Genomic DNA, 21,655 nt, shown 5'->3' with positions numbered 1-21,655 from the left:
CTTTTAAGCAATTACCTGTGCTCAACATTTTAGCCGATTGAAGAGATTATTTGCTATCGCCTTGCTTTTTCTTCACCTGTTCAGTCTATACGGGCATATGATGCTTTACCAATACCTGGTATATAAATCCGACAAATTATTCAACGAACAGATCGCCAAAAACAACTATAAACTTGATGATCTTTTCGAAGTAAAGCTCCCGGTAAAAATGGGTGCCGTGCAGGACTGGACTGACTATGTTTACATTAGCGGGCAGGTGCAGTTTAAAAATGGTTCATATAATTACGTAAAGCTAAAAATGACAAGGGACACCGTATACCTGATGTGTGTGCCTAACTACGAAACTACCAGGCTGCACAACGAAAACATTATTAATGCCCGTAAGATAGCCGATGTTCCCTTTGGTAAAAAGGAGCACGTTCCACTGATCAAGGCAGACGGGGTAAGTGTTTACAATTACCAAACATGCTATTACCGTTTTCTGACGCCTGTCAGAACGCTAAAAAAGCAGATCAGCCGGACCGGTTCCGCTATTGTCGAAATTCCTATTGCCAGCCCCGGCGAACCACCCGAAGAATCAGCCCAACTTTCCTGAATTAAGTTTTACAGGTTTTTCATCATGCACCCTGATGCTATTTTACAGGTTTGCGCCGAGTTATGGTGTGGCAGTAAGTTTATTTAAGCATCGGCTAAAGCTACTTCCATAGTGTTGTTTTTCAAAAACAAGTGCTGAGAACACTTTAAAACTTCCATTAAACATTTTATTAAAGAATTGCGCTTACGAATGCCGGTCATTTCGGCCCATGCAGAGGCGCATAATATTTAAAGACGTGAAAATCGAAAAAAAACATATAGGGATAGTAGCGGGGCTGGTTGTTTTGACTGGCATCTTCAGCTTTATCCTGATTAACAGAAATTCATCTCACGAGAAGATGATCAATACGCTTAAGTATCTGAGTGAAAAGCATAACAGCATATCAAATCCGTTTAACCCTGAATCCAAAGTGGCACATTGCGACTCGCTGCTGCGGCTCAAAGAATACAGCCACGACATTAATTTACTACTAATGAAAGCATCACTTGATCTTAAAGTCGGTAAGGAACAGGAATCGGTTGCCCTTTACGATAGTGTACTTCAGAAAATGGATTACATGGGTTTAGGCGGGATCATGCCCGACGTGGCAATAGCATACATGCGCCTGGGCGAACGGAGCAATTGTATGCTTAATCATACTGGGGCCTCCTGTATTTTCCCGATAAAAGACGGGGGCATCCATCAGATCAAAACCGGGTCGCAAAAAGCTATCGATGTATACCAGGGCATATTAAAAGCGAGGCCGGATGACTATGAATCCAAATGGCTGCTCAATATCGCTTATATGACGCTTGGGCGTTATCCAAAGGGTGTACCGCGTGAGTTTTTGATACCCGGTCTCGATGCGGATACGATTGATAAGGTAAGGCCATTTAAAGATATGGCTGCTGATCTTGGTCTGAATGTCAACGGCAGGGCAGGCGGCGTTATCGTGGATGATTTTAACAACGATGGTTACCTGGATATCGTAACTTCAGGCTGGGACCTGGACGACCCGATGCATTATTTCCAGAATAACAAGAATGGCACCTTTAGCGACCTGACTGCCCAAAGCGGCCTGACAGGTATAAATGGGGGCCTGAACATACAGCAAACCGATTATAACAATGATGGTAAGCTGGATATCTTTGTTTTAAGAGGCGCCTGGAACAGCCAGGGATTTGGTAATCAGCCAAGCTCGCTACTGCGCAACAATGGCGATGGCACCTTTACTGATGTAACCTCTTCCAGCGGTCTGCTATTTTTTCAGCCGACCCAGGCAGCTACATGGGCCGACTTTAATAACGATGGTTGGCTGGATGTATTCGTCGGCACCGAAAATTCGGGAATGGACGATAAAGGCGGGGTGCATACCAGCATGTTGTTCATGAATAATCATGACGGCACTTTTACCAATGTTGCTGACAAAGCGCACTGCGATGTTACTGATTTTGTAAAAGGTGTTACATCAGCCGATTATAATCATGACGGCTACCCTGATATTTTCGTTTCAACGCTTACGGGAGAAAAATATCTGCTGAAGAACAAAGGAAAACAGGGCGCTATACCAGATTTTCAAAATGTCACAAGGGCAGCCGGGCTGATGGATAACGATGAAGGAACGTTTACTACCTGGTTTTATGACTACAATAATGACGGATGGCCGGATATTATGGTCGCAGATTATCAATTCCAGACCAGCCTGGCCTGGTATGCCGGGGCTTATGCTGTGGGAAAGCCAGTGCCTAAGGCCGGTAACATATTCCTGTACCGCAACAATCACAATGGCACTTTTACTAACGTAACCAAACAGATGGGGCTAGATAAAGTGGTTTACAGCATGGGCGCAAATTTCGGCGATATTGACAATGATGGTTTTCCCGATATGTATTTCGGCACAGGGAACCCCGATTTTAAATCGCTGGTGCCTAATAAGCTGTTTAGAAATATCGAAGGAAAACGTTATGCGGATGTAACAACCTCATCTCGTATGGGAAACCTGCAAAAAGGGCATGGTGTGGCTTTTGCCGATATCAGGAATAACGGGATACAAGACGTTTTTATTGAAATGGGCGGTGCTTTTGCCGGCGATTCATACACCAGTTCATTATATGTTAATCCGGGTCAGAACGGCAACAACTGGATAAGTCTTAAGCTTGAAGGAACTAAGGCAAACAAAGCAGCAATAGGCAGCCACATTAAATTAACTTTTACCGAGAATGGCGTTAAGCGAAGTGTTTATAAAGACGTTAATTCGGGTGGAAGCTTTGGGTCACAACCACTGCGGCAGGAACTTGGTATTGGGCAGGCAAAGGTGATCGATGATATTGAAATAACCTGGGCGGGAACCAATGCTGTTCAGCACTTCACAAATGTTGCGCCAAACCAGTTCCTTCATATCACCGAAGGTAATAACAGGGCCGGAATTGATCACTTTGAAAAACTTTCCTATAAATCCAGGCCCGAAAAAATGATGAAAATGAACATGAACGCCAGCACCCCGATATGTAAATAATATTAAATAAAACCTATTTATGATTATCTTTGCTTCTGTATGACAGCAAATTATATTTAAATAATACCGACCCCAAACACATCAAAACAATGAAAAGAATCCTTTTAATATGCTGCCTGTTCATCGGGATATCGACGGCAGCCCGGGCCCAGGTTAAATCGACTACCGACCCTATAGAAAAAGCCAAAGGCCTGCAAAAAGAACTGAAACTGACCGATGAGCAGACGGCAAAAGTTGCGGCTATTTATAAAGAATCGGCTGAAAAGTTCGAGAAGATCAAAGTGGCCAAAAAAGGGAACACCAATAAAATGATGGCTGACATAGCCCCGTTGCGCGCTGCGACCATCAAAAAGATAAAAACAGTATTAACACCTAAGCAGGCTGTTAAATATGAGAAGATGGTAAATGACACCCACAAAACAGGCGGCAGCGGCTGGAGTGACGGATGGAGCGCAGCTTCAACGAACTAACAAAGGACAATCTTTTATATCAATGCCTTCCCATAAACGGGAGGCATTTTTTGTTTACCTGCCTGATATGACGATGTCCATTTATTCTTTGGCCTTACGATTCAAATTAATCACCTGAGTGCCTTGCAATAATTGATGCCCGCTTTTGTTTAAGAGTTCGGGCAGTGCCCTCAATGGCAAAGCCCCTTGGGCACCCTTTAAAAAAACCTTAAGAAAACAGGAAGCTGAACAAGCGCTCGGGGAGGTTAATGAAGCTATCCTGACTCATCCGGAGAAAGCTATACAAGTAATTTATTTATGGTTAACACCCGTTTTTGCTAATACTCTGATAATTAAGTAATTAGCTACAAAATGGCTCAAATTGTATTAACCATGTTAACCCTATTTTGCCTCGGCAAGAACCAAAAAGGGCCCCGATTGATCGGGGGCCCTTTCAAAATGCTTTAACTTAGAGCTTTATTTCGTCACGTACATCACTTCCTTCACCGCCTTGATCACTCTTTCAGGGTTTGGAAGATATTCCTGTATCAGTGTAGGTGCGTAAGGCAGCGGAACGTCGCCGCCCATAATGCGCAGGATAGGAGCATCAAGGTAATCGAACGCGTCCTTCTGAACTTTGAACGCAACTTCGGTAGCTATTGAACCCAATGGCCAGCTTTCCTCAACCAGCACCAGGCGGTTGGTTTTCTTCACAGATGCTATTACCGTATCATAATCTATCGGGCGTACCGTGCGCAGGTCGATCACCTCGGCATGGATGCCTTCTTTTTCCAGTTCGGCAGCGGCGGCGTTAACAACTTTCATTATCTTTCCAAAGCCTACCAGCGTAACATCAGAACCTTCTTTGGTAACTGCTGCTTTACCCAGCGGGATGTAATAAGTTTCTTCCGGCACTTCACCTTTGTCGCCGTACATCAGCTCTGATTCCATGAAGATCACCGGGTCCGGGTCGATGATGGCCGATTTTAACAAGCCCTTAGCATCTGCCGGGTTTGAAGGGACAACCACCTTTAAACCGGGGCAATTGGCATACCAGTTCTCAAAGCACTGGCTATGTTGCGAGCTTAGCATACCCGCGTTACCCGTTGGGCCGCGGAACACGATAGGCACCGAAAACTGGCCGCCGCTCATCGACATGATCTTTGCGGCGCCGTTGATGATCTGGTCGATAGCTACCAGCGAGAAATTGAAGGTCATGAACTCGATGATCGGGCGCAGGCCGTTCATTGCCGAACCGATACCGATGCCGGCAAAACCCAATTCAGAGATGGGCGTGTCTATCACCCGTTTTGCACCAAATTCATCCAGCATACCCTGGCTTACTTTATAAGCGCCGTTGTATTCGGCAACCTCTTCGCCCATCAGGTATATTTTATCGTCTTTGCGCATTTCTTCGCTCATTGCTTCCCGAAGCGCTTCTCTGAATTGTATTTCTCTCATTATGTTTCTAAAAATGAATTTTTCGCGAACGCAAATATAGGGAATGAACTTGTAAAAACAATTCATTGCCCCTGTAACAAACAGCTTATATAAAATATGGATTTATACTGACCTTTCGAGCAGACGGACATACTTATCGCAGAAATAAAGGGGCACGAACCCGATCAGCCCGAACGAACAATCGATCAATTGCCAGAAAAAAGGGATACCTCTTATCGACCCTGCAATAAAAGCCAGCGGGAACACAGCTACACAGGCGATCATGCCGAAATGGATGACCCAGATATTCCGTACCGGGTCGCGCAACGGACCAATAAACACAACGGCGATGACCAGGTGCGCGAAGGCCAGCCAGTCGGTACCGTAACTAAGCCATGGGAATTGGTTATTGGTGGTTTTTACGGCGTTGTAAATATGAACTATCCAGTTACCCATCAGGCTACCGGGGCTAATATGATCTTTTAAAATTGCCAGTTCGCTCTCCAAAGGAAATGCGGTTATGCCGCTTAGTGCCAGGCCGCTGATGACTATCCAGAGACATATTTTAATGCGGCGTTTTAGGGTTCTTTCTTTCATCACTTGATAAGGCCTATCGTTCGGCGCGCTCTTTTATTATTTGCAAAATATTGTTCTGAATATCCTTCATGATCCACCCTGCCCACCAGGATGCGTAAAAATTGAAAGTGGTGGTCATCTTAAAATGACTGTAAAGATGAAGGCGGTACGTACCGGGCGATAGTTGCTGGAGCACGTAAGTACCGTCTAATACATCGAAATAATCACCGCCTATAACCACGTGTTTATCCATGGTCGTCGACGGTATATCATAAGGATTGGCTTTGATAGAAAAATGCATGCTCCGCTGATCCAGGTACGATTTTACTTCTTCATGAAATACCAAACCCTTACTAAAAACAGCCTTGCGATAAGCGCCGACCCCGTTGTAATTAAGTTCAGCACGTATCGGTCTCGGAAAGCCGAGCGAACTCGTGAGCCAGCCTTTGTCCTGTTCCGGCTTTATGGGCTTAACGCGGGTTACATTTTCCCAGATATGATTACGGTTTGAACGAATATCGATGTAAGTATAGGCCTCGTACCGGCCGGGTATACTACCGATCAGTTGTTCAACGGGCGAAATAAGAAGCGGCAGCAAAACCAGTAAGGATGCATATGTCTTTTCATTCCTGTGTTTTTTCAACCTGAAATAACCCATGGTAAGCCCTCCCAGGGATGCCATGGGCAGAAAAAGTGGTAGCGCCATGATCCAGCAGGCAAAACCCTCCATCGAAAAGGCAAGGGTTAATGTCAAAAGCCCGATTATCGGCAGCCATGGCATAAAAATGCGATAAGTAATTTTTCTGATAGTTGCTAATGGCGAAAACAGAATAGTTAGAACGCCTATGGCAAAAGGCACCAGGAAAAGGAAACTTATGGACATGACACTGAGAAAAGAATTCCAGCTATCAATACCAAAAAGGTATCGCATCAATAACCCAAAAGCCAGGGGAATGGACAACCCTATAAGTGTTTCTTGAGTTTTGCGTGCAAAAAGACTTGTGCCTTGAATACATTCTTCCACCGCCCCCTTCATATCCGGGTATTTAAATATATACCCTGCCTCCAGTAACCGCTTTGGCAGCACCCACCTGCTTTTTAAAATCAGTTCGGTTTCGGTGCCGATGACCACGGAGCCGATGCTGAGCAGCCAAGCAGGCGTAGGCAGGCCAAACTTTGCACCGTAAGCCTGGCGAATGAGCCGCATTTGGTTATCGTTTCTTTCAGGATTGGGTGCTGTAGCGTTAACCATCCCTTCTATTTCCGGGTGCTCCATCAGCCATTCGGTTATCCCGGCAACATCCTGCTCGTGTATCCACGATACCATCTGCCGCCCGTTGCCCTGCTTGCCGCCGAAACCGAGTTTTACCAGGTTCAACAGCCTTGGGAACACGGCATCGGCCTTACCAAACACGATGCCTATGCGCAGGGCGACTTTACGGGTTTGTGGTGTCTTTGTATTGAAAAAGGCGTTTTCCCAGGCTCTGCAAATGTTGACTGAGAAGCCCTCGCCTATCTCGCCGGAATCCTCGGTTTGAGGCACATCTTCGGCATGCCGATAGATGGTTGCCGAAGCACTGTTGATCCATAATTTTGGCGGATTCTTCAATTTAGAAACCACCTCATTTAGCAGGTTTGTCGGGTTGATGCGCGAGTCCAATATCTCCTGCTTGTTCTTCGGCGTGTAGCGGCAATTGACATTTTTACCACAGAGGTTTACCAGCAGGTCGGCGCATTCCAATTCACCTGCCCAGTCGCCTTCGGTTTTGCCATCCCACACCAGGGTCTTGATATTACCCTCGGCGGCTTTGGAATGACGGCTGAGGATGATCACTTCTTCAGCCAGCGGTTTAAAATGTTCGGCAAGCACGGTTCCCAAATAACCGTTGCCTCCTGCCAATATTATTTTGTGGTATTTCATTTTATATAAGGTTTAGGATAATTAAAAGAATAAGAATACGATAAATTACCCAGCTTATGGTAAGCAGCCAGCCCAATTTCATCAGTTTGGTACGGCGGATGTGTTCTAAAAGCATTAGCCCGGCAACAACAATAAAATACAACGGATAGACGAGCGGCGGGATGTAAACAAAATGCGCCAAAAGGATAACCGGTATCAGCAGCAAAGCGCCCGCAAAGGAGACGGTCATCATATTGCCGAGATAGTCCCAGCGCTTTTTTGGCGCGTAAAAACTCACAACGATGCCCTGGAACAGTATCTGCCCGCCGCAGATGGCGTATTCGCGCCAGGCGTTCCCAGGGGGAACAAAGGCTGTCAACAAATTTGCATAATGCGTCAGTATGAAACCTGTCATCAGCCACGTAAAGATCAAATAAGCTATACGGTGCTTCAGGCTGAAAGATGGGTCGAGCGTAGTATGGTTACCTGCTACTGAAGGCGCTATCACCCGCCTGTTGTAGGAAACAAACCCATACGCTTTGCTCAACAGCCAGATAAACGGCCCCAGTTTGAAGAGCCCGCCAAATACCGGGAATGAATTGCCGATGACCTTAAACAAACTCTTAACGCCATACTCGACTTCGCCGGTTTGGGTGTTTACGAGTGCTATCTCATTAACCGCCCGCTGCCTGTCCACATAGGGGCAAACCATTTCGGGCATTTGCTGGTAAGGTGCGCGACCGTCGGCACCCAACATGCCGCTTTTTACAAACTGGCTGGTATACAACTTGCACATAGGGCAATCGGCATCGTAAAGGATGATGTGGTTGTTGAGCGTTTTCATGACGTAAATTATTCTATTTCGTTAACGTGATTTTGAGCGCGGCGCCTCAGTTTGAAGAAAATAACAAGGTTTAGAAAATGCATACCGCCGAGTATGAGTATGATCCATCCAAGCTTATAGCTCAATACTTCTACTACTACCTGTGTGTTTTGTATTGAACCGCTTTCTTTTAACGTAAGGCTCATGTAGCCAAGGTTGATAAGATAGAATCCGACTACAAGCAGCTTGTTCACTGAGTCGGCAAGGGGGGCGTTGCCATGGAAAATATCAACTAAAAACAGCCGGCCGTTTTTGAACAAAACTTTGGCTACCCAAATGGTAAGCGCTATACTGATGGCGATGTAGAATGTGTAAGTGATAATGAAGTAGTTCATGACGTTGTTGTTTAAGTTATTGATTATAGTTATTGTATTTTCAGTAAAAATTGAAATATAAGATTAAAAAATATATTACTTAAATATTTTAAATATCGAACCCCAAAACCAGTTCTCTTCAGCCTTCACCATAGTGGTCAGCGTGCGGTCTACATTTTTAGCCAGCTTATTAATATCTCCAACCGACTTTTTAAAAGTTTTAAACCGGGGATCTTTCTCGTCGCCTTTGATGGCTGATAATTCATTCAATACTTTCAATACCGGGTCAAGTTCGCGCCTTTTGCGTTCCTGTGCTACCTGGCGGGCAATGGTCCATACATCTTTTTCTGCAAAAAAGTATTCCTTGCGCTCACCGGCTCGGTGCTGTTTTTCTATCAGTCCCCAGTTTATCAGGTCGCGCAGGGTCATATTGGCATTGCCGCGGGAAATCTGCAGCTCGGCCATAATTTCCTCGGTGGTCAAAGCGTCTGGCGAAAGCAGCAGCAAAGCATGTACCTGCGCCATGGTGCGGTTGATGCCCCACTCCGAACCCAGTTTGCCCCATGCTTCAATAAACTTCGCTTTGCCTTCTGCTAATTCCATGCACAAATATAAGTATATTTTTAAACTTTCAAAATATTTTGAAAGTTTATTTTATTGTGAGCTCAAAAATCCCTTTATGGCTTAGTTTGCTTTGACTAATTTGAACAACGGGCGAGGCTTTATTTCATTTCCGAAGCGATCTGTAATGCCTTATAAGCATTAACGATACCGCCGGTTTTGGAAAGTGACGTAAAATCGACTATCTGCTGGGTGCCTGGTTTGTAAACTTTGGTACCCGTTAATGGTGTGGCCGATTGCAGTATTGCCTGTTTAACTTGTTTGGCGCTCAATTGGGGATAGTATTCGCGTATCAGTGCCGCTATGCCCGACACGATAGGAGCCGAAAAACTGGTTCCGTCGTCGGTGATCGTTTCAGCATCCATATCGATGGAAGTTATTTTAACACCGGGGGCAAACACATCTACATTTTTTTTGCCGAAATTGCTGAAATCGGTCGCCAGGTTGGTATCCGCTTTCATGCCTGATGCGCCTACGTTGATCACGTTATCCGCATCAGCAGCTGAACCGTCTTCGAAGGTATCATTTGGATACTCGGGCCTTTCATCCATATCCTGGTTCTCATTGCCCGATGCCTGCACCAGCAGCACGTCGTGCGCGGCGGCGTATTTAAAAGCTGCATCCACCCAGGCTTTGTGGGGTGATATCTTTTTGCCAAAGCTCATGTTGATAACCTTTGCGCCGTTATCAACCGCATAGCGTATAGCGTTAGCTTCGTCTTTATCGTACTCATCGCCAACAGGCACCGCTTTCAGGATCATCAGTTTTACGTTATCCGCCACCCCGTCGATACCGTAGTTGTTATCGCGCTTAGCACCAACCAGGCCCGCTACTTCGGTGCCATGCGAGGCATCCTCCCATTTAAGGATATTGTTCCCGTAAGGTTTGTCGTTCAAAATATCGGGATTGTCGCCCACAGTGCGCTTGCGTGCTTCCAGGTCGGGACTGATGTCGTTATTGAGTTTGGTGATGTACTCGTTCATCTCCTTTATCACCTTTACATTGGTGCTTGTGGAAACATCCTGGCTGAATGCCACCAGCCAAAGATCCTTCACCTGGGCCATGGTATCATTTTTAGTTTCCATATGCTCCACATCCGTACGGGTAAAGGTCTGGCTATTTTTCAGCCCAAGCTGGGCTCTCACCAAACCCGATGTTTGTACAAGCGCATTAAATATTGGTGATAACTGTTCAAGCTCGGTCCTTGCCTTGCTCAGGGTCGAATCGTACTGCGTTTTTACGTTCAGCCAAAAATCATATTCTTTTTTATCAGGTGCGGTCGCTTTGGAAAGATGGGCGTATTTATCCTTCAGCTTAAAATACTGCCTTACTTCTTCTTCAGTCTCATTAAAGTCACACTTGCGGCCTGGTCCGCCAAGGTAGTTCCAGCCGTGCACGTCGCCCCTGCCTGTCTTTTTCGGGTTTACCCATAAAATACCCTGCAGATCCTGCTGCAAAGTATCCACCCCGCTGTCGATTATAGCCACCACTACGGGCTTGCTTTCCTTGCCTTTCAGAAACTCATAAGCCTGGGCAAGGCTCATACCGAAATAGCCATCCTTTTGCAGATCAAGTGCATACCAGTTTTTTGGCGGATCGGGCTGAACAGGGGGTAATTGCTGGGCAAACGAACGGGAGCCGCAAAAAAGGGCGCAAGCGGCAAAGCAGCTTATAAGGTATTTTTGGAAATTATGCATTCTCGATCTAAGGCTACAGGTCGAATTTGATGCCTTGCGCCAGTGGTAATTTAGTTGAATAATTAATAGTATTGGTTTGCCTTCTCATATAAACCTTCCAGGCGTCCGAACCCGATTCGCGGCCACCGCCGGTTTCCTTCTCGCCGCCGAACGCCCCGCCTATCTCCGCGCCCGATGTACCTATGTTTACATTGGCAATACCGCAATCAGAACCAGCATAGGACAGGAATTGTTCTGCCTCGCGCAAATTATTGGTCATGATGGATGACGAAAGGCCCTGCGGCACCCCGTTTTGCAGTTCAATGGCCTCGTCGAGCGTTTTATATTTGATGAGGTACAATATAGGCGCAAAAGTTTCATGCTGAACTATCTTGTAGCTGTTCTCTACCTCGGCAATGCAGGGTTTTACATAACAACTCGAAGCGTAATCTGCACCTTCAAGCCTGCCGCCTTCCACAACAAATTTGCCGCCTTCGGCTTTGCATTTTTCTATCGAATCGAGGTATAACTGAACCGCGTCCTTATCTATTAACGGCCCCATGTGGTTATGCTCGTCCAAAGGGTTGCCTATGCGTATTTGTCCGTAAGCTTTTACCAGTTTTTGTTTGAATTGATCGTAAACGCTTTCATGAATGATGAGCCTGCGGGTAGTAGTGCAACGCTGGCCTGCCGTACCCACGGCACCAAATACGGCGCCGATCAAAACGGTATCCAGATCGGCGTACTGGCTTACGATGATGGCGTTGTTGCCGCCAAGCTCTAATAAACTGCGGCCTAAACGCGCGCCAACGGCAGCCCCGACAGCTTTACCCATGCGCGTAGAGCCGGTGGCAGATATCAAAGGTACGCGGTTGTCGTTGGACATTAATTCGCCGATCACCCGGTCGCCGATAACCAGGCAGGATACGCCTTCAGGTACGCCGTTCCGCTCAAAAACTTCCTGCACAATATGCTGGCAGGCGATGGCTGTCAGCGGAGTTTTTTCCGATGGTTTCCACACACACACGTCACCGCATATCCAGGCCAGCGCCGCGTTCCAGGCCCAAACTGCAACCGGGAAATTGAAAGCCGATATGATACCGATGATCCCAAGCGGGTGGTATTGCTCGTACATCCGGTGCTCGGGCCTTTCCGAATGCATGGTCTGTCCGAATAACTGGCGGCTCTGGCCGACTGCCAGGTCGCATATATCTATCATTTCCTGGACCTCGCCGTAGCCCTCCTGCAGGCTCTTGCCCATTTCGTAGGATACCAGGGCGCCAAGCTCCTGTTTTTTGGTACGTAAAGCTTCGCCTACCTGCCGCACTACTTCGCCGCGTTTCGGCGCGGGTATGGTCCGCCATTGCTTAAAAGCTTCAGCAGCCTGTGTAATCACTGTATTATAATCTGCTTCCCCAGCCATTTGCACTGAGGCAATTTTTTTGCCGTCAACAGGCGAGTAGATGGTCTTTATACTGTCACCTTTACCGCCGCCCCACTTACTTCCGGTACTAAACGCACCATTATTGTCGTTTATGTGTAAATGGTTAAGAATTTCAGAAATATTAAGGCTCATAATCGTATTTTTGTCAAAGGTAAAAATCTTTAAGGCAATTTGTCATCAACTCACCCTTTGCCGGCAAAGCACCATCGCTTTTCATTTATTATCAGACCGTTGCAAAAAACCGCTGTTAAAAATGTTTGAATGTTGAAAACTTAATTGCCATGAGGATGCTTACATGTTGTAATTTGAGACAGCAAAAGCCAAAAATAAACCCTGATTAGACTATTGGGCTGATGGCCGCTAGCGTTCTGAAAAATATATTGAATGGAAGAAGACTTTGAATTTGGATTCACCGAGGACCCCAAGTTTTCGGTTGAACGTTACGAAGAAATGATTCGTAATCATGACCAGTATTTTTTTGATGCGCAGGCGTTTGAAAACATTATCGACTACTACATCGAAAAGAATGACCCGGCGAAAGCCCTGCAGGTTGTTGAATATGCATGCAACCAGCACCCCTTCGCCGCTGTATTTTTGATCAAACAGGCACAACTTCTGGTGGTTACCAATCGCGTCAGCGAAGCTTTTGCTTCACTGGAGAAGGCCGCCCTGCTCGAGGCTTCCGATGCGGATATTTATATCATCCGCGGAAACCTGTACGAGAACATGGAGCGCTATGCCGAGGCGTTGGAAAATTACGAGAAGGCGCTTGACCTGGCCGAAGAGACCGATGAGATACTGCTGCATATTTCCTATGTATATCAAAACATGGGCGACTATGACACAGCTATAACCTACCTGAAGCTTTGCCTGCAACAGAACATGGAAAACCAGGACGCGCTGTATGAGCTCGCTTTCTGCTATGATGTAATGGACAACCAGGAGGAGAGCGTGCAGTTTTACATGCAATATATCGACAGCGAGCCCTACAGTTATGCTGCCTGGTATAACCTGGGCAACGCCTATACCAAGCTTAGTTTGTTCGAGAAAGCTATAGATGCTTATGATTACGCTATCCTGATCAAGGATAGCTTTGCATCCGCCTACTTTAATAAAGGCAATGCACTGGTGAACCTTGAAAAATATGCGGAAGCGATAGAAGTTTACCGCCAGACTTTCGAATATGAACAGCCTAATGCCGATACCTACTGTGCAATAGGCGAATGCTACGAGAAGCTGGAGCAAATGGATGATGCCCGTGCCTTTTACAAAAAGGCAGTAAAAATGGACTCCAAGCTGGCCGATGGCTGGTTCGGCATAGGGGTGACGCTTGATTTTGAAGAGCGTTATTTCGAGGCGCTGCATTTTTACAAAAAGGCGCTCGATCTCGACATCGCCAATGCGGATTACTGGTTCGCGATAGCTGATGCTGAATATAAGCTGGGCCACCTGGCCGAAGCCGAACAGGCTTATGAAAAAGTGGTGGAGCTTAACCCGATAGATGTAGATGCCTGGCTGGATTATTCGTCCATATTGTATGAGCAAAGCCGCCTGGTAGATGCCGTGGAAGTAATGGCCCAGGCTATAAAAAACAATCCTGACGCTGCAGAACTATACTACCGCATGGTAGCTTACCTGTTCGCCGCGGGCGACTATAAGGAGGCGCTGAATCATTTGGAAATGGCCCTGGCTGCCGATCCTGAAAAACATTATATCCTGTTCGATTACCTGCCTCAGTTGCAAAAAAACAAGGTGATACTGGATATCATCAACCGATATGCAAAATAATGGCTCAGACTTACTGAAGTTTTAAAACTTTCCAGGCCTGAATCAAGAAAAAGGAAAAGGCCCCCTGTAAAAAGGGGGCCTTACCAAATCAACCTCACTTATCAACCTAAAATATCAACCTCACTTATCGCTCTGTTTTTCAATTTCTCTTATCCTGGCAGATGGTTCTTTTACGTAGCAGTGTGCAGGGAATATTGTCGACGCAACCACGAAACGCATGTCATATTTTGGTTGACATAACCGGTTTTGCGAGATTTTAAAACTTCTTAAGTATTCTCCCGTTACTAACATTTTTACATTAAGCAAATCATAAGATTAGCTTGTTTTCGTTTTTTTTATGATATTTGCATCATTAGTACTTTTTGTTATAGTCTATAACTAAACGTTACATCTATGAACTACGCCGGCATATCCGAACTTATTTCATCCCCTATGAACTACCCTTTAAGCAATATTCCCGATCGCACTGCCAAACCCCGCAACAGCGGCATAACCATGGTAATGGACAAGGGATTAAGTTTACGGCAAGCCGAGGACCTGGTAGAGGTTGGCGGCCCATATACCGATATTGTTAAACTTGGCTGGGCAACGTCATTTGTTACACCAAACCTGGATGAAAAATTAAAAATATACCGCGAAGCCGGGATACCTGTTTACTTTGGGGGCACTTTATTCGAAGCGTTTATTGTGCGGGGTGAGTTTGATGAATACCGCCGCATACTGGATAAATACAAGCTGGAACATGCCGAAGTTTCGGATGGCTCTATCGAGATTGAACATGACGTAAAATGCGAATACATCCGTAAGCTGAGCGAGCAGGTAACGGTCATTTCGGAGGTGGGATCCAAAGACATTCAAAAAATATTTGCCCCTTATAAATGGATAAAGCTGATGAATGCCGAGCTGGAAGCCGGTGCGTGGAAAGTAATAGCCGAAGCCCGCGAAAGCGGCAATGTCGGCATCTACCGCGATTCCGGCGAGGTAAGGCAGGGGCTTGTGGATGAGATATTAACCCAGATACCGGAAGACAAGATCATTTGGGAAGCTCCGCAAAAAGCGCAGCAGGTATGGTTCATCAAGCTGATAGGCGCTAATGTAAGTTTAGGCAACATAGCCCCGGCCGAGGTGATCCCGCTGGAAACCCTCCGTTTGGGTATTCGCAGTGATACTTTTGATCATTTTTTGAATCTCTAAAATACATCTGCATACGAGATCAGCCTCTCCGATGAATCGGAGAGGCTTTTTTATGACCAAAATTTAGATGAGACAGCGGTCAGCGCGCCGGGCTCATATCCGCAGGTAAGCGGACATAAGTTCGAGTCCCGCTACCGAAGCCCCCAGGTTTTCATCTGGAGGCTTTTTTTATGACCGAAATCTCGCTGGAGCATTTGGCAGCTCGTCGGGCTAATATCCTATGGTAAGCGATCCGCTGGCCAGCGGATCGGGTCCTGCTCGATTAAAGCGCACTCTATGGTATTCGAACCAAAGTAAGCGGGCATGGTTACCCGTAGTTTAGAAACTATGGACAGTGGGAGCTTAGCTAATAAGAAAGACGACGAGGTAGCCGGACCACATCATGCCTGGCAAAGCGGTTTGTGAATAGTTAGCATAATGACGGTCGTGCAACATTTAGTTTCTATTTAAATTGTTACAATTCTATAACAATTTGTATCCTTGTATTTTCTGAAGAAATCTTCATTCAGACGAACCTAATTTATAATTTAATTTTTATGCAAAGAGGTTTACCCCCGTGGGTGCTTTTTAAGCTTCGTGTATTTTTTATCAAACGCGATATTAATTTCCTCGCTGCATCGGCTTTCCCTGTTTTAACAGGGACCGTTCCTTCCAGATGACCAACTCAGATATATATGTTGAACTACAGCTTATATACTGACCATGAACTTACATCCTTGCTGAAAGAGGACGATCACACCGCATTTACAGAGATTTATAAAAGATACTGGAAAAAGATGCTTTTGATAGCCTGGAATCATAGCAATGATAATACGGCGTCGAAAGATATCGTGCACGAGGTTTTTATTTCGTTATGGGAGCGCCGCCACGTGGTGGAGGTAACGAATCTTCCGGCCTTCCTGGCAACTTCGGTTAAATTCAGCATTTATAAATACTACCAACGCGAAAATCGCCGGAGCGAGCTCGCCCGCCTTAATTATGAATTTAATGAACTAACCAATGATGAAGCTAAACTTGACGCCCTTTTTCTGCGGGAATATATTGATGGCATAGTAGAAGAAATGCCTGAAAGATGCCGGTTGGTCTTTCGTTACAGCCGCGAAATGGGTTTGAAAAACCACGAAATAGCCACCCGGATAAGTATCACGGAGAAAGCGGTGGAGGCTAATCTTACCAGAGCCTTAAAGATCATCCGTGCCGAGTTAAAAAATTACGGCTGGACGATATTGCTCACGCTTTATACGATTTACGCTTTTCTTAAGTAGGCGTTTCATACTCTTTAATTTTTTTTAAATATATTTTAATATCCATGTAGGGTTAAGTCTTTGGTGCGGTACACATCTATACCAATACCCAAAACCAATTGAACCGGGAACGTATTTACATTTTAATTTCAAAATTCAGGGATAATACTGCCTCTGAAGCTGAAAAAGAGGAGCTTTTGAACTGGTATCGTCAAAAGGCGTACCAGGATGCGGAGTTTCCCGAAAGCGAAGACGCTGTTGGCGATTTTATGCTTTCGCGCCTTAACCGCGAAATAAGACCAGTACGCAGAAGTATGCCTTATGTGAGATGGCTGGCCGCTGCTTCTGTAGTGGTGGTTTTGGGCGTATCGTGGTTGCTTGTTTCGAAATTTACGGGTGGCGCAGATAAGAACAGGATTGCTTTAGTGCCAAAAAATGATATTCCACCAGGCCGTAATAAAGCGGTGTTAACCCTGGCCGATGGCTCAAAAATATCGCTGACCGATGCCGGGAATGGGGAAATTGCCAATCAGAATGGCATACAGGTAACCAAATCGGCCGATGGGCAGTTGGTTTATACCATCAAACCTTCCCAAGATCAAAACACTGCGCCCGGTTCAGCCGGCACAACTCAGTTACACTCCTTTAATACCATAGAGACGCCTAAAGGCGGGCAGTACCAGGTGGTTTTGCCCGATGGATCAAAAGTGTGGCTCAATGCATTTTCATCGCTCAAATTCCCCGTAAATTTTAATGCAGTTAAGGAACGCCGTGTTGAATTAAAAGGCGAGGCTTACTTTGAAGTGGTGCATAATGATGCAATGCCCTTTAGGGTGGTAACTGATAAACAGGTGGTGGAAGATATAGGCACCCGGTTCGATATAAACGCATACGACGATGAAGCAAACTCAAAAACCAGCTTACTACAGGGTAAAGTGCGCATCATTGCCGATGGCAGGTCCGCTTTATTAAATCCGGGTCAACAAGCCACGGTAGCAAATGGCATCAAAATTTCGGAAGTGAATACCGAACAGGTGATAGCATGGAAAAACGGCTACTTCAATTTTGATGACGAAAAATTGGAAAACATTATGAAGAGCGTGTCGAGATGGTATGTTGTTGATGTTGTTTTTGAGGATGACAACTTAAAAAGTGAGACTTATGGCGCCATAACAACACGCTTTGCCAACATTTCAACGCTGCTCAACATCATGGAGCAAACCGGGGATGCAAAGTTCACGATCGAAGGATCTACCATTAAAATAAGCAAGAAAAAAAGTCACCCTGATAAAACCAATTAATTAAACCGATTTAACCAAAACAACCATGAGAAATTTAGAAACCCCGCCTTAGCATGTAAAAAAACGAGGGTTTATGAAGCAGAACAGGAGCACTTGCGATGCCCCTGCTCAATGGCTTATTTAAACGCTCAAATGCAATTGTCATAACATTTCTTACTTAAAATAGCCTTAACAAATGTATAAATTTTTTACTACAAACATTTGTATGCCTTCGGGCTGCATTGGGAAATTTCTGCTCATCATGAAGATCACCACCTTTATTCTCTTTCTTGCTTTCATGCAGGTAAGTGCAGCGGTATTTTCTCAGAAGATCACCTATAAGGAGAACGATGTCTCGTTAAAAAAGGTGTTAAACGAAATTAATAAGCAAACTGGTTATAACGTTTTCTGGCCGCCCAAAAGCATCAAAAATGCCCATAATTTAGATGTAAACTTTCAAAACACATCTATTGAGGAGGCCCTGAATATCTGTCTGAAGGATTCAAAACTTACCTACACTATCGAAGGTAAATCGGTTATTATTAAAGATGCATCAGCTGCCAATACCAGTACTCCCTTAGCTTCAATTATTGCGGATATTACCGTAACCGGGACGGTGAGGGATGACAAAGGAACGCCCATGCAGGGAGTGACCATTTCGGTGGTCGGTAATTCCAAAGTAGGAACGGTGACCGACAATAACGGCAAGTTCATCCTGGACGTAAAGAGCGACGCTGTGATCAAAGTTTCTTTTGTTGGCTTTGTTTCACAAACCTTTACGGTAAGCGCAGAAAACAACCTGTTTAATATTGTTTTACTTGAAGACGTCAAAAGCGCAGAAGAAGTAGTTATTACTGCTTACGGACGAAAGGAAAGAAGAGAAGCTGTAGTGGGTTCTGTTACTACTGTAAAGCCATCCGAACTGAAGATACCTGCAAGTAACCTTACAAATGCGCTTGCCGGGCAGGTAGCCGGTGTTATAGCCTATCAGCCGAGCGGCCAGCCGGGGCAGGATAATGCGCAATTCTTTATCAGGGGCGTAACAACATTTGGTTATAATAAGAGCCCTTTGATCCTGATCGATAACGTTGAACTTTCAGCCAACGACCTTGCCCGTTTGCAGGTAGATGATATAGCCAGCTTTTCAATATTAAAAGACGCAAGTGCAACTGCCCTTTACGGTGCAAGAGGAGCAAACGGCGTTATACTGGTTAGTACCAAGGAAGGAAAGATTGGTAAAGCTGTCATCAATTTCCGGTATGAGAATTCGATCTCACAATCGGCTAAAACTTTACAACTGGCCGACCCGATAACCTATATGCGGCTGTTTAACGAAGCCACTACTACCCGCGATCCATTGAGCCCGCTCCCCTTTCCCGAAAACAAGATCATCAACACCCAGGCTACGCTGGCACATGCGCCCGGCAGTAACCCTTATGTTTACCCGGCGGTGGATTGGTTAAACATGTTATTTAAAAAGAACACCTTAACACAACGCGCGGACATGAGTGTTAGCGGGGGTAACGAGCTTGCTAAATATTATGTGTCCGGTTCGTACAGTATCGATCACGGTATCCTGCGGGAAGACATCGCGAACAACAACAATAACAACGTTAATTTCCGGAATTACCAGCTGCGCTCAAATGTTAACATTAATCTATCTAAAACAACCGAACTTGTTGTGCGGTTGGAGGGGATGTTCAACGAATACAATGGCCCGCTGACCACAGATGCGTCATTTCAAACCGACTTGTACAATATAGCGGTGCATACCAGTCCGGTGCTGTTCCCCGCCTACTTTCCTGCCGATTCAGCCAACCGGAATACCAAGCATATCCTGTTTGGTAATGTCGGCGGTAATAACAGCATACAATACAACAACCCTTATGCTGCCTTACTGCGCGGGCATAAAAATTACTCCGAATCAAGGCTGTCGGCGCAATTGGAACTGAACCAGAATTTATCGTTTATAACGAATGGCCTTAATTTTCATGGGCTGTTCCACACCAACCGCTATTCGTATTTTGAATCTCAGATGGGCTATTCTCCGTTCTATTACAACGTCGAGAATTACGATAAAACAACAAACCAGTACACGCTGCAATGGCTAAATCCGCAGCCCACCGGGAACAATGTTGCTACCGAATATTTATCCTACTACCGCGATCCGAGCACGGATAACTTAAATACCTATATTTTTTTCCAGGGTGTGTTGGATTACAGTAAACGCATCGGAGATCATAACCTGAGCGCCTCACTGATCGGCACGCAACAGCAAACGGTTTATTCCAATGCCAGGAACCCTGCAACAGGGCAGCAGGATCTGCAATACTCATTGCCCTACCGTAATTTAACCGTTGCGGGCCGCGCCACTTATTCTTACAAAGGCAAGTATTTTCTGGAGTTTAACTTCGGTTATAACGGTACGGAGCGTTTTTCTGAAGCACACAGGTTCGGGTTTTTCCCAACTATTGGCGCTTCATGGATGGTGTCTGAAGAGAAGTTCTGGTGGGGCGGTTTGTCAAACATTATTTCACGCTTAAAAATACGCGGCAGCTACGGCACTGTTGGTAACGATCAGATAGGTTCGCAAAGGTTTTACTACATTTCAAATGTAAACCTCAACGGCGGCAACCCGGCCACCTTTGGTACTAATAATGGGTATACACGCAACGGTGTTGTTGTTAATAACTACGCCAACCCGGATATTACCTGGGAAACATCGCGCCAGGCCAACATCGGCCTTGAATTTACGGTGCTTAAAAGCCTGAATGTAGTAGCTGAAGTTTACAAATATCACCGGTATAATATCCTGCAGGACCGTACCATACCCGCAACAATGGGTCTTGAATCTAACGTTACGGCCAATTTTGGAACGGCAGACACGAAGGGTATAGATATCCAGATGGATTACCGGCAAACATTCAGCAAAAACTTCTGGATGCTGGGACGCGGTAACTTCACCTACGCCACAAGTGTATACGGAAATTACGAACAGCCCCAGTATAAAGAGGCATACCGGTATCAGAAAGGGCAACCGATTGACCGGCAGTATGGCTATATAGCAGAGCGTTTATTTGTTGATGATAATGAGGCCCGGAATTCACCATCGCAAATATTTTCGAGTAATGGCCGACCGCCACAGGGAGGCGATATCAAATATCGCGATTTGAATGGTGATGGCAAGATCGACGGGGCCGATGAGACATTTATTGGCTACCCTACCATCCCCGAGATCGTATATGGTTACGGCCTTTCAATGGGTTATAAAAGCTTCGATCTTTCCGCATTTTTCCAGGGTCAGACCCGGGTTTCCTTCTTTATCGATCCAAGCAGGGTGAGCCCGTTTATCCAAAGCCCCGATCCATACATCTACGGGAATACACAACTATTAAAGGCCTTTGCTGATAACCATTGGTCGGAGGATAATCAAAATTTATATGCTGAATATCCAAGGCTTGGTGTAACAGGCAACCAGATAGAAAACAACCGTCAGAACAGTACCTATTGGATGCGCGACGGAAGCTTTTTGCGGCTGAAATCAGTAGAGGTTGGCTATACGCTGCCGGCATCGCTTACCAAAAAAATAAGCGTTACCAAGTGCCGCATTTATTTCAATGGCTTAAACCTGTATACCTGGTCTCCATTTAAATTATGGGACCCGGAGCTGGGGGGTAACGGATTTGCCTACCCGATACAAAAGGTGTTTAACCTGGGCATAACCGCAACTTTATAGCATTGTTTATTTTATAGATGA

General features: G+C 45.5%; 16 protein-coding genes. 8 read left to right on the top strand and 8 right to left on the bottom strand.

Features of this window, described 5'->3' with window-relative positions; translation table 11 throughout:
- The first annotated feature begins 37 nt into the window (after nt 1-37).
- From FRZ54_RS05630 to FRZ54_RS05620, 3 genes are all read left to right on the top strand, one after another.
- Entirely contained in the window at nt 38-595 is a 558-nt protein-coding gene (locus FRZ54_RS05630) for a hypothetical protein (protein ID WP_147030663.1), read from the top strand.
- Nucleotides 596-830: 235 nt separating this feature from the next.
- Nucleotides 831-3,089, top strand: coding sequence for a CRTAC1 family protein (locus tag FRZ54_RS05625; RefSeq protein ID WP_187359759.1), 2,259 nt, complete (start codon nt 831-833; stop codon nt 3,087-3,089).
- A gap of 89 nt (nt 3,090-3,178) precedes the next feature.
- The gene (locus FRZ54_RS05620; protein ID WP_147030661.1) at nt 3,179-3,559 is read left to right on the top strand and encodes a hypothetical protein; all 381 of its coding nucleotides are present in this window, start codon (nt 3,179-3,181) and stop codon (nt 3,557-3,559) included.
- Between the two features lie 456 nt (nt 3,560-4,015).
- Here FRZ54_RS05620 and FRZ54_RS05615 read toward each other — a convergent pair whose 3' ends face one another.
- From FRZ54_RS05615 to amaB, 8 genes are all read right to left on the bottom strand, one after another.
- Nucleotides 4,016-4,999 carry a pyruvate dehydrogenase complex E1 component subunit beta gene (locus FRZ54_RS05615; RefSeq protein ID WP_147030660.1) on the bottom strand — a complete coding sequence of 328 codons (984 nt, stop codon included), beginning with the start codon at nt 4,997-4,999 and terminating at the stop codon, nt 4,016-4,018.
- A 102-nt stretch (nt 5,000-5,101) separates the two neighbouring features.
- Complete coding sequence (locus FRZ54_RS05610) at nt 5,102-5,575, bottom strand: hypothetical protein (protein WP_147030659.1); 474 nt, start codon at nt 5,573-5,575, stop codon at nt 5,102-5,104.
- 13 nt (nt 5,576-5,588) lie between these two features.
- A complete protein-coding gene (locus tag FRZ54_RS24610; RefSeq protein ID WP_228462629.1) occupies nt 5,589-7,475 on the bottom strand; it encodes a TIGR01777 family oxidoreductase in 1,887 nt (628 codons plus the stop codon).
- A 1-nt stretch (nt 7,476) separates the two neighbouring features.
- On the bottom strand, nt 7,477-8,298 hold the full coding sequence (locus FRZ54_RS05595) for a DUF393 domain-containing protein (RefSeq protein ID WP_147030658.1): 822 nt from the start codon (nt 8,296-8,298) through the stop codon (nt 7,477-7,479).
- 8 nt (nt 8,299-8,306) lie between these two features.
- Nucleotides 8,307-8,672 (bottom strand): hypothetical protein, encoded by a 366-nt coding sequence (locus FRZ54_RS05590; protein WP_147030657.1) that lies wholly within the window; start codon nt 8,670-8,672, stop codon nt 8,307-8,309.
- 75 nt (nt 8,673-8,747) lie between these two features.
- Nucleotides 8,748-9,254 carry a GbsR/MarR family transcriptional regulator gene (locus FRZ54_RS05585; protein WP_147030656.1) on the bottom strand — a complete coding sequence of 169 codons (507 nt, stop codon included), beginning with the start codon at nt 9,252-9,254 and terminating at the stop codon, nt 8,748-8,750.
- A 119-nt stretch (nt 9,255-9,373) separates the two neighbouring features.
- Complete coding sequence (locus FRZ54_RS05580; protein WP_147030655.1) at nt 9,374-10,969, bottom strand: S8 family serine peptidase; 1,596 nt, start codon at nt 10,967-10,969, stop codon at nt 9,374-9,376.
- A gap of 13 nt (nt 10,970-10,982) precedes the next feature.
- A complete protein-coding gene (amaB, locus tag FRZ54_RS05575; protein ID WP_147030654.1) occupies nt 10,983-12,524 on the bottom strand; it encodes an L-piperidine-6-carboxylate dehydrogenase in 1,542 nt (513 codons plus the stop codon).
- Between the two features lie 252 nt (nt 12,525-12,776).
- Between amaB and FRZ54_RS05570 the strand changes: the two genes are divergently transcribed.
- The 5 genes from FRZ54_RS05570 (at nt 12,777) to FRZ54_RS05550 (ending at nt 21,634) form a co-directional block, all read left to right on the top strand.
- Nucleotides 12,777-14,180, top strand: a complete 1,404-nt coding sequence (locus tag FRZ54_RS05570) for a tetratricopeptide repeat protein (protein ID WP_147030653.1) — start codon at nt 12,777-12,779, stop codon at nt 14,178-14,180.
- 432 nt (nt 14,181-14,612) lie between these two features.
- Nucleotides 14,613-15,374, top strand: a complete 762-nt coding sequence (locus FRZ54_RS05565; protein WP_147034423.1) for a phosphosulfolactate synthase — start codon at nt 14,613-14,615, stop codon at nt 15,372-15,374.
- A gap of 674 nt (nt 15,375-16,048) precedes the next feature.
- A complete protein-coding gene (locus FRZ54_RS05560) occupies nt 16,049-16,639 on the top strand; it encodes a sigma-70 family RNA polymerase sigma factor (RefSeq protein WP_147030652.1) in 591 nt (196 codons plus the stop codon).
- A 98-nt stretch (nt 16,640-16,737) separates the two neighbouring features.
- A complete protein-coding gene (locus FRZ54_RS05555; protein ID WP_147030651.1) occupies nt 16,738-17,919 on the top strand; it encodes a FecR family protein in 1,182 nt (393 codons plus the stop codon).
- A gap of 175 nt (nt 17,920-18,094) precedes the next feature.
- A complete protein-coding gene (locus tag FRZ54_RS05550) occupies nt 18,095-21,634 on the top strand; it encodes a TonB-dependent receptor (RefSeq protein ID WP_228462628.1) in 3,540 nt (1,179 codons plus the stop codon).
- Nucleotides 21,635-21,655: the final 21 nt, after the last annotated feature.

This window comes from Mucilaginibacter ginsenosidivorans (assembly GCF_007971025.1).
GTDB classification, from domain to species: domain Bacteria; phylum Bacteroidota; class Bacteroidia; order Sphingobacteriales; family Sphingobacteriaceae; genus Mucilaginibacter; species Mucilaginibacter ginsenosidivorans.
Note: the sequence above shows the minus strand (reverse complement) of the source record. Positions and strands in the feature narration are given on the sequence as shown.

Excerpts from the sequence above, each read along its gene's own strand:
- FRZ54_RS05550 (WP_228462628.1), top strand. The coding sequence starts at position 18,095 with ATGTATAAATTTTTTACTACAAACATTTGTATGCCTTCGGGCTGCATT.
- FRZ54_RS05620 (WP_147030661.1), top strand. The coding sequence starts at position 3,179 with ATGAAAAGAATCCTTTTAATATGCTGCCTGTTCATCGGGATATCGACG.
- FRZ54_RS05615 (WP_147030660.1), bottom strand. The coding sequence starts at position 4,999 with ATGAGAGAAATACAATTCAGAGAAGCGCTTCGGGAAGCAATGAGCGAA.
- FRZ54_RS05580 (WP_147030655.1), bottom strand. The coding sequence starts at position 10,969 with ATGCATAATTTCCAAAAATACCTTATAAGCTGCTTTGCCGCTTGCGCC.
- FRZ54_RS05565 (WP_147034423.1), top strand. The coding sequence starts at position 14,613 with ATGAACTACCCTTTAAGCAATATTCCCGATCGCACTGCCAAACCCCGC.
- FRZ54_RS24610 (WP_228462629.1), bottom strand. The coding sequence starts at position 7,475 with ATGAAATACCACAAAATAATATTGGCAGGAGGCAACGGTTATTTGGGA.
- FRZ54_RS05595 (WP_147030658.1), bottom strand. The coding sequence starts at position 8,298 with ATGAAAACGCTCAACAACCACATCATCCTTTACGATGCCGATTGCCCT.
- amaB (WP_147030654.1), bottom strand. The coding sequence starts at position 12,524 with ATGAGCCTTAATATTTCTGAAATTCTTAACCATTTACACATAAACGAC.
- FRZ54_RS05590 (WP_147030657.1), bottom strand. The coding sequence starts at position 8,672 with ATGAACTACTTCATTATCACTTACACATTCTACATCGCCATCAGTATA.
- FRZ54_RS05560 (WP_147030652.1), top strand. The coding sequence starts at position 16,049 with ATGTTGAACTACAGCTTATATACTGACCATGAACTTACATCCTTGCTG.
- FRZ54_RS05610 (WP_147030659.1), bottom strand. The coding sequence starts at position 5,575 with ATGAAAGAAAGAACCCTAAAACGCCGCATTAAAATATGTCTCTGGATA.
- FRZ54_RS05570 (WP_147030653.1), top strand. The coding sequence starts at position 12,777 with ATGGAAGAAGACTTTGAATTTGGATTCACCGAGGACCCCAAGTTTTCG.
- FRZ54_RS05585 (WP_147030656.1), bottom strand. The coding sequence starts at position 9,254 with ATGGAATTAGCAGAAGGCAAAGCGAAGTTTATTGAAGCATGGGGCAAA.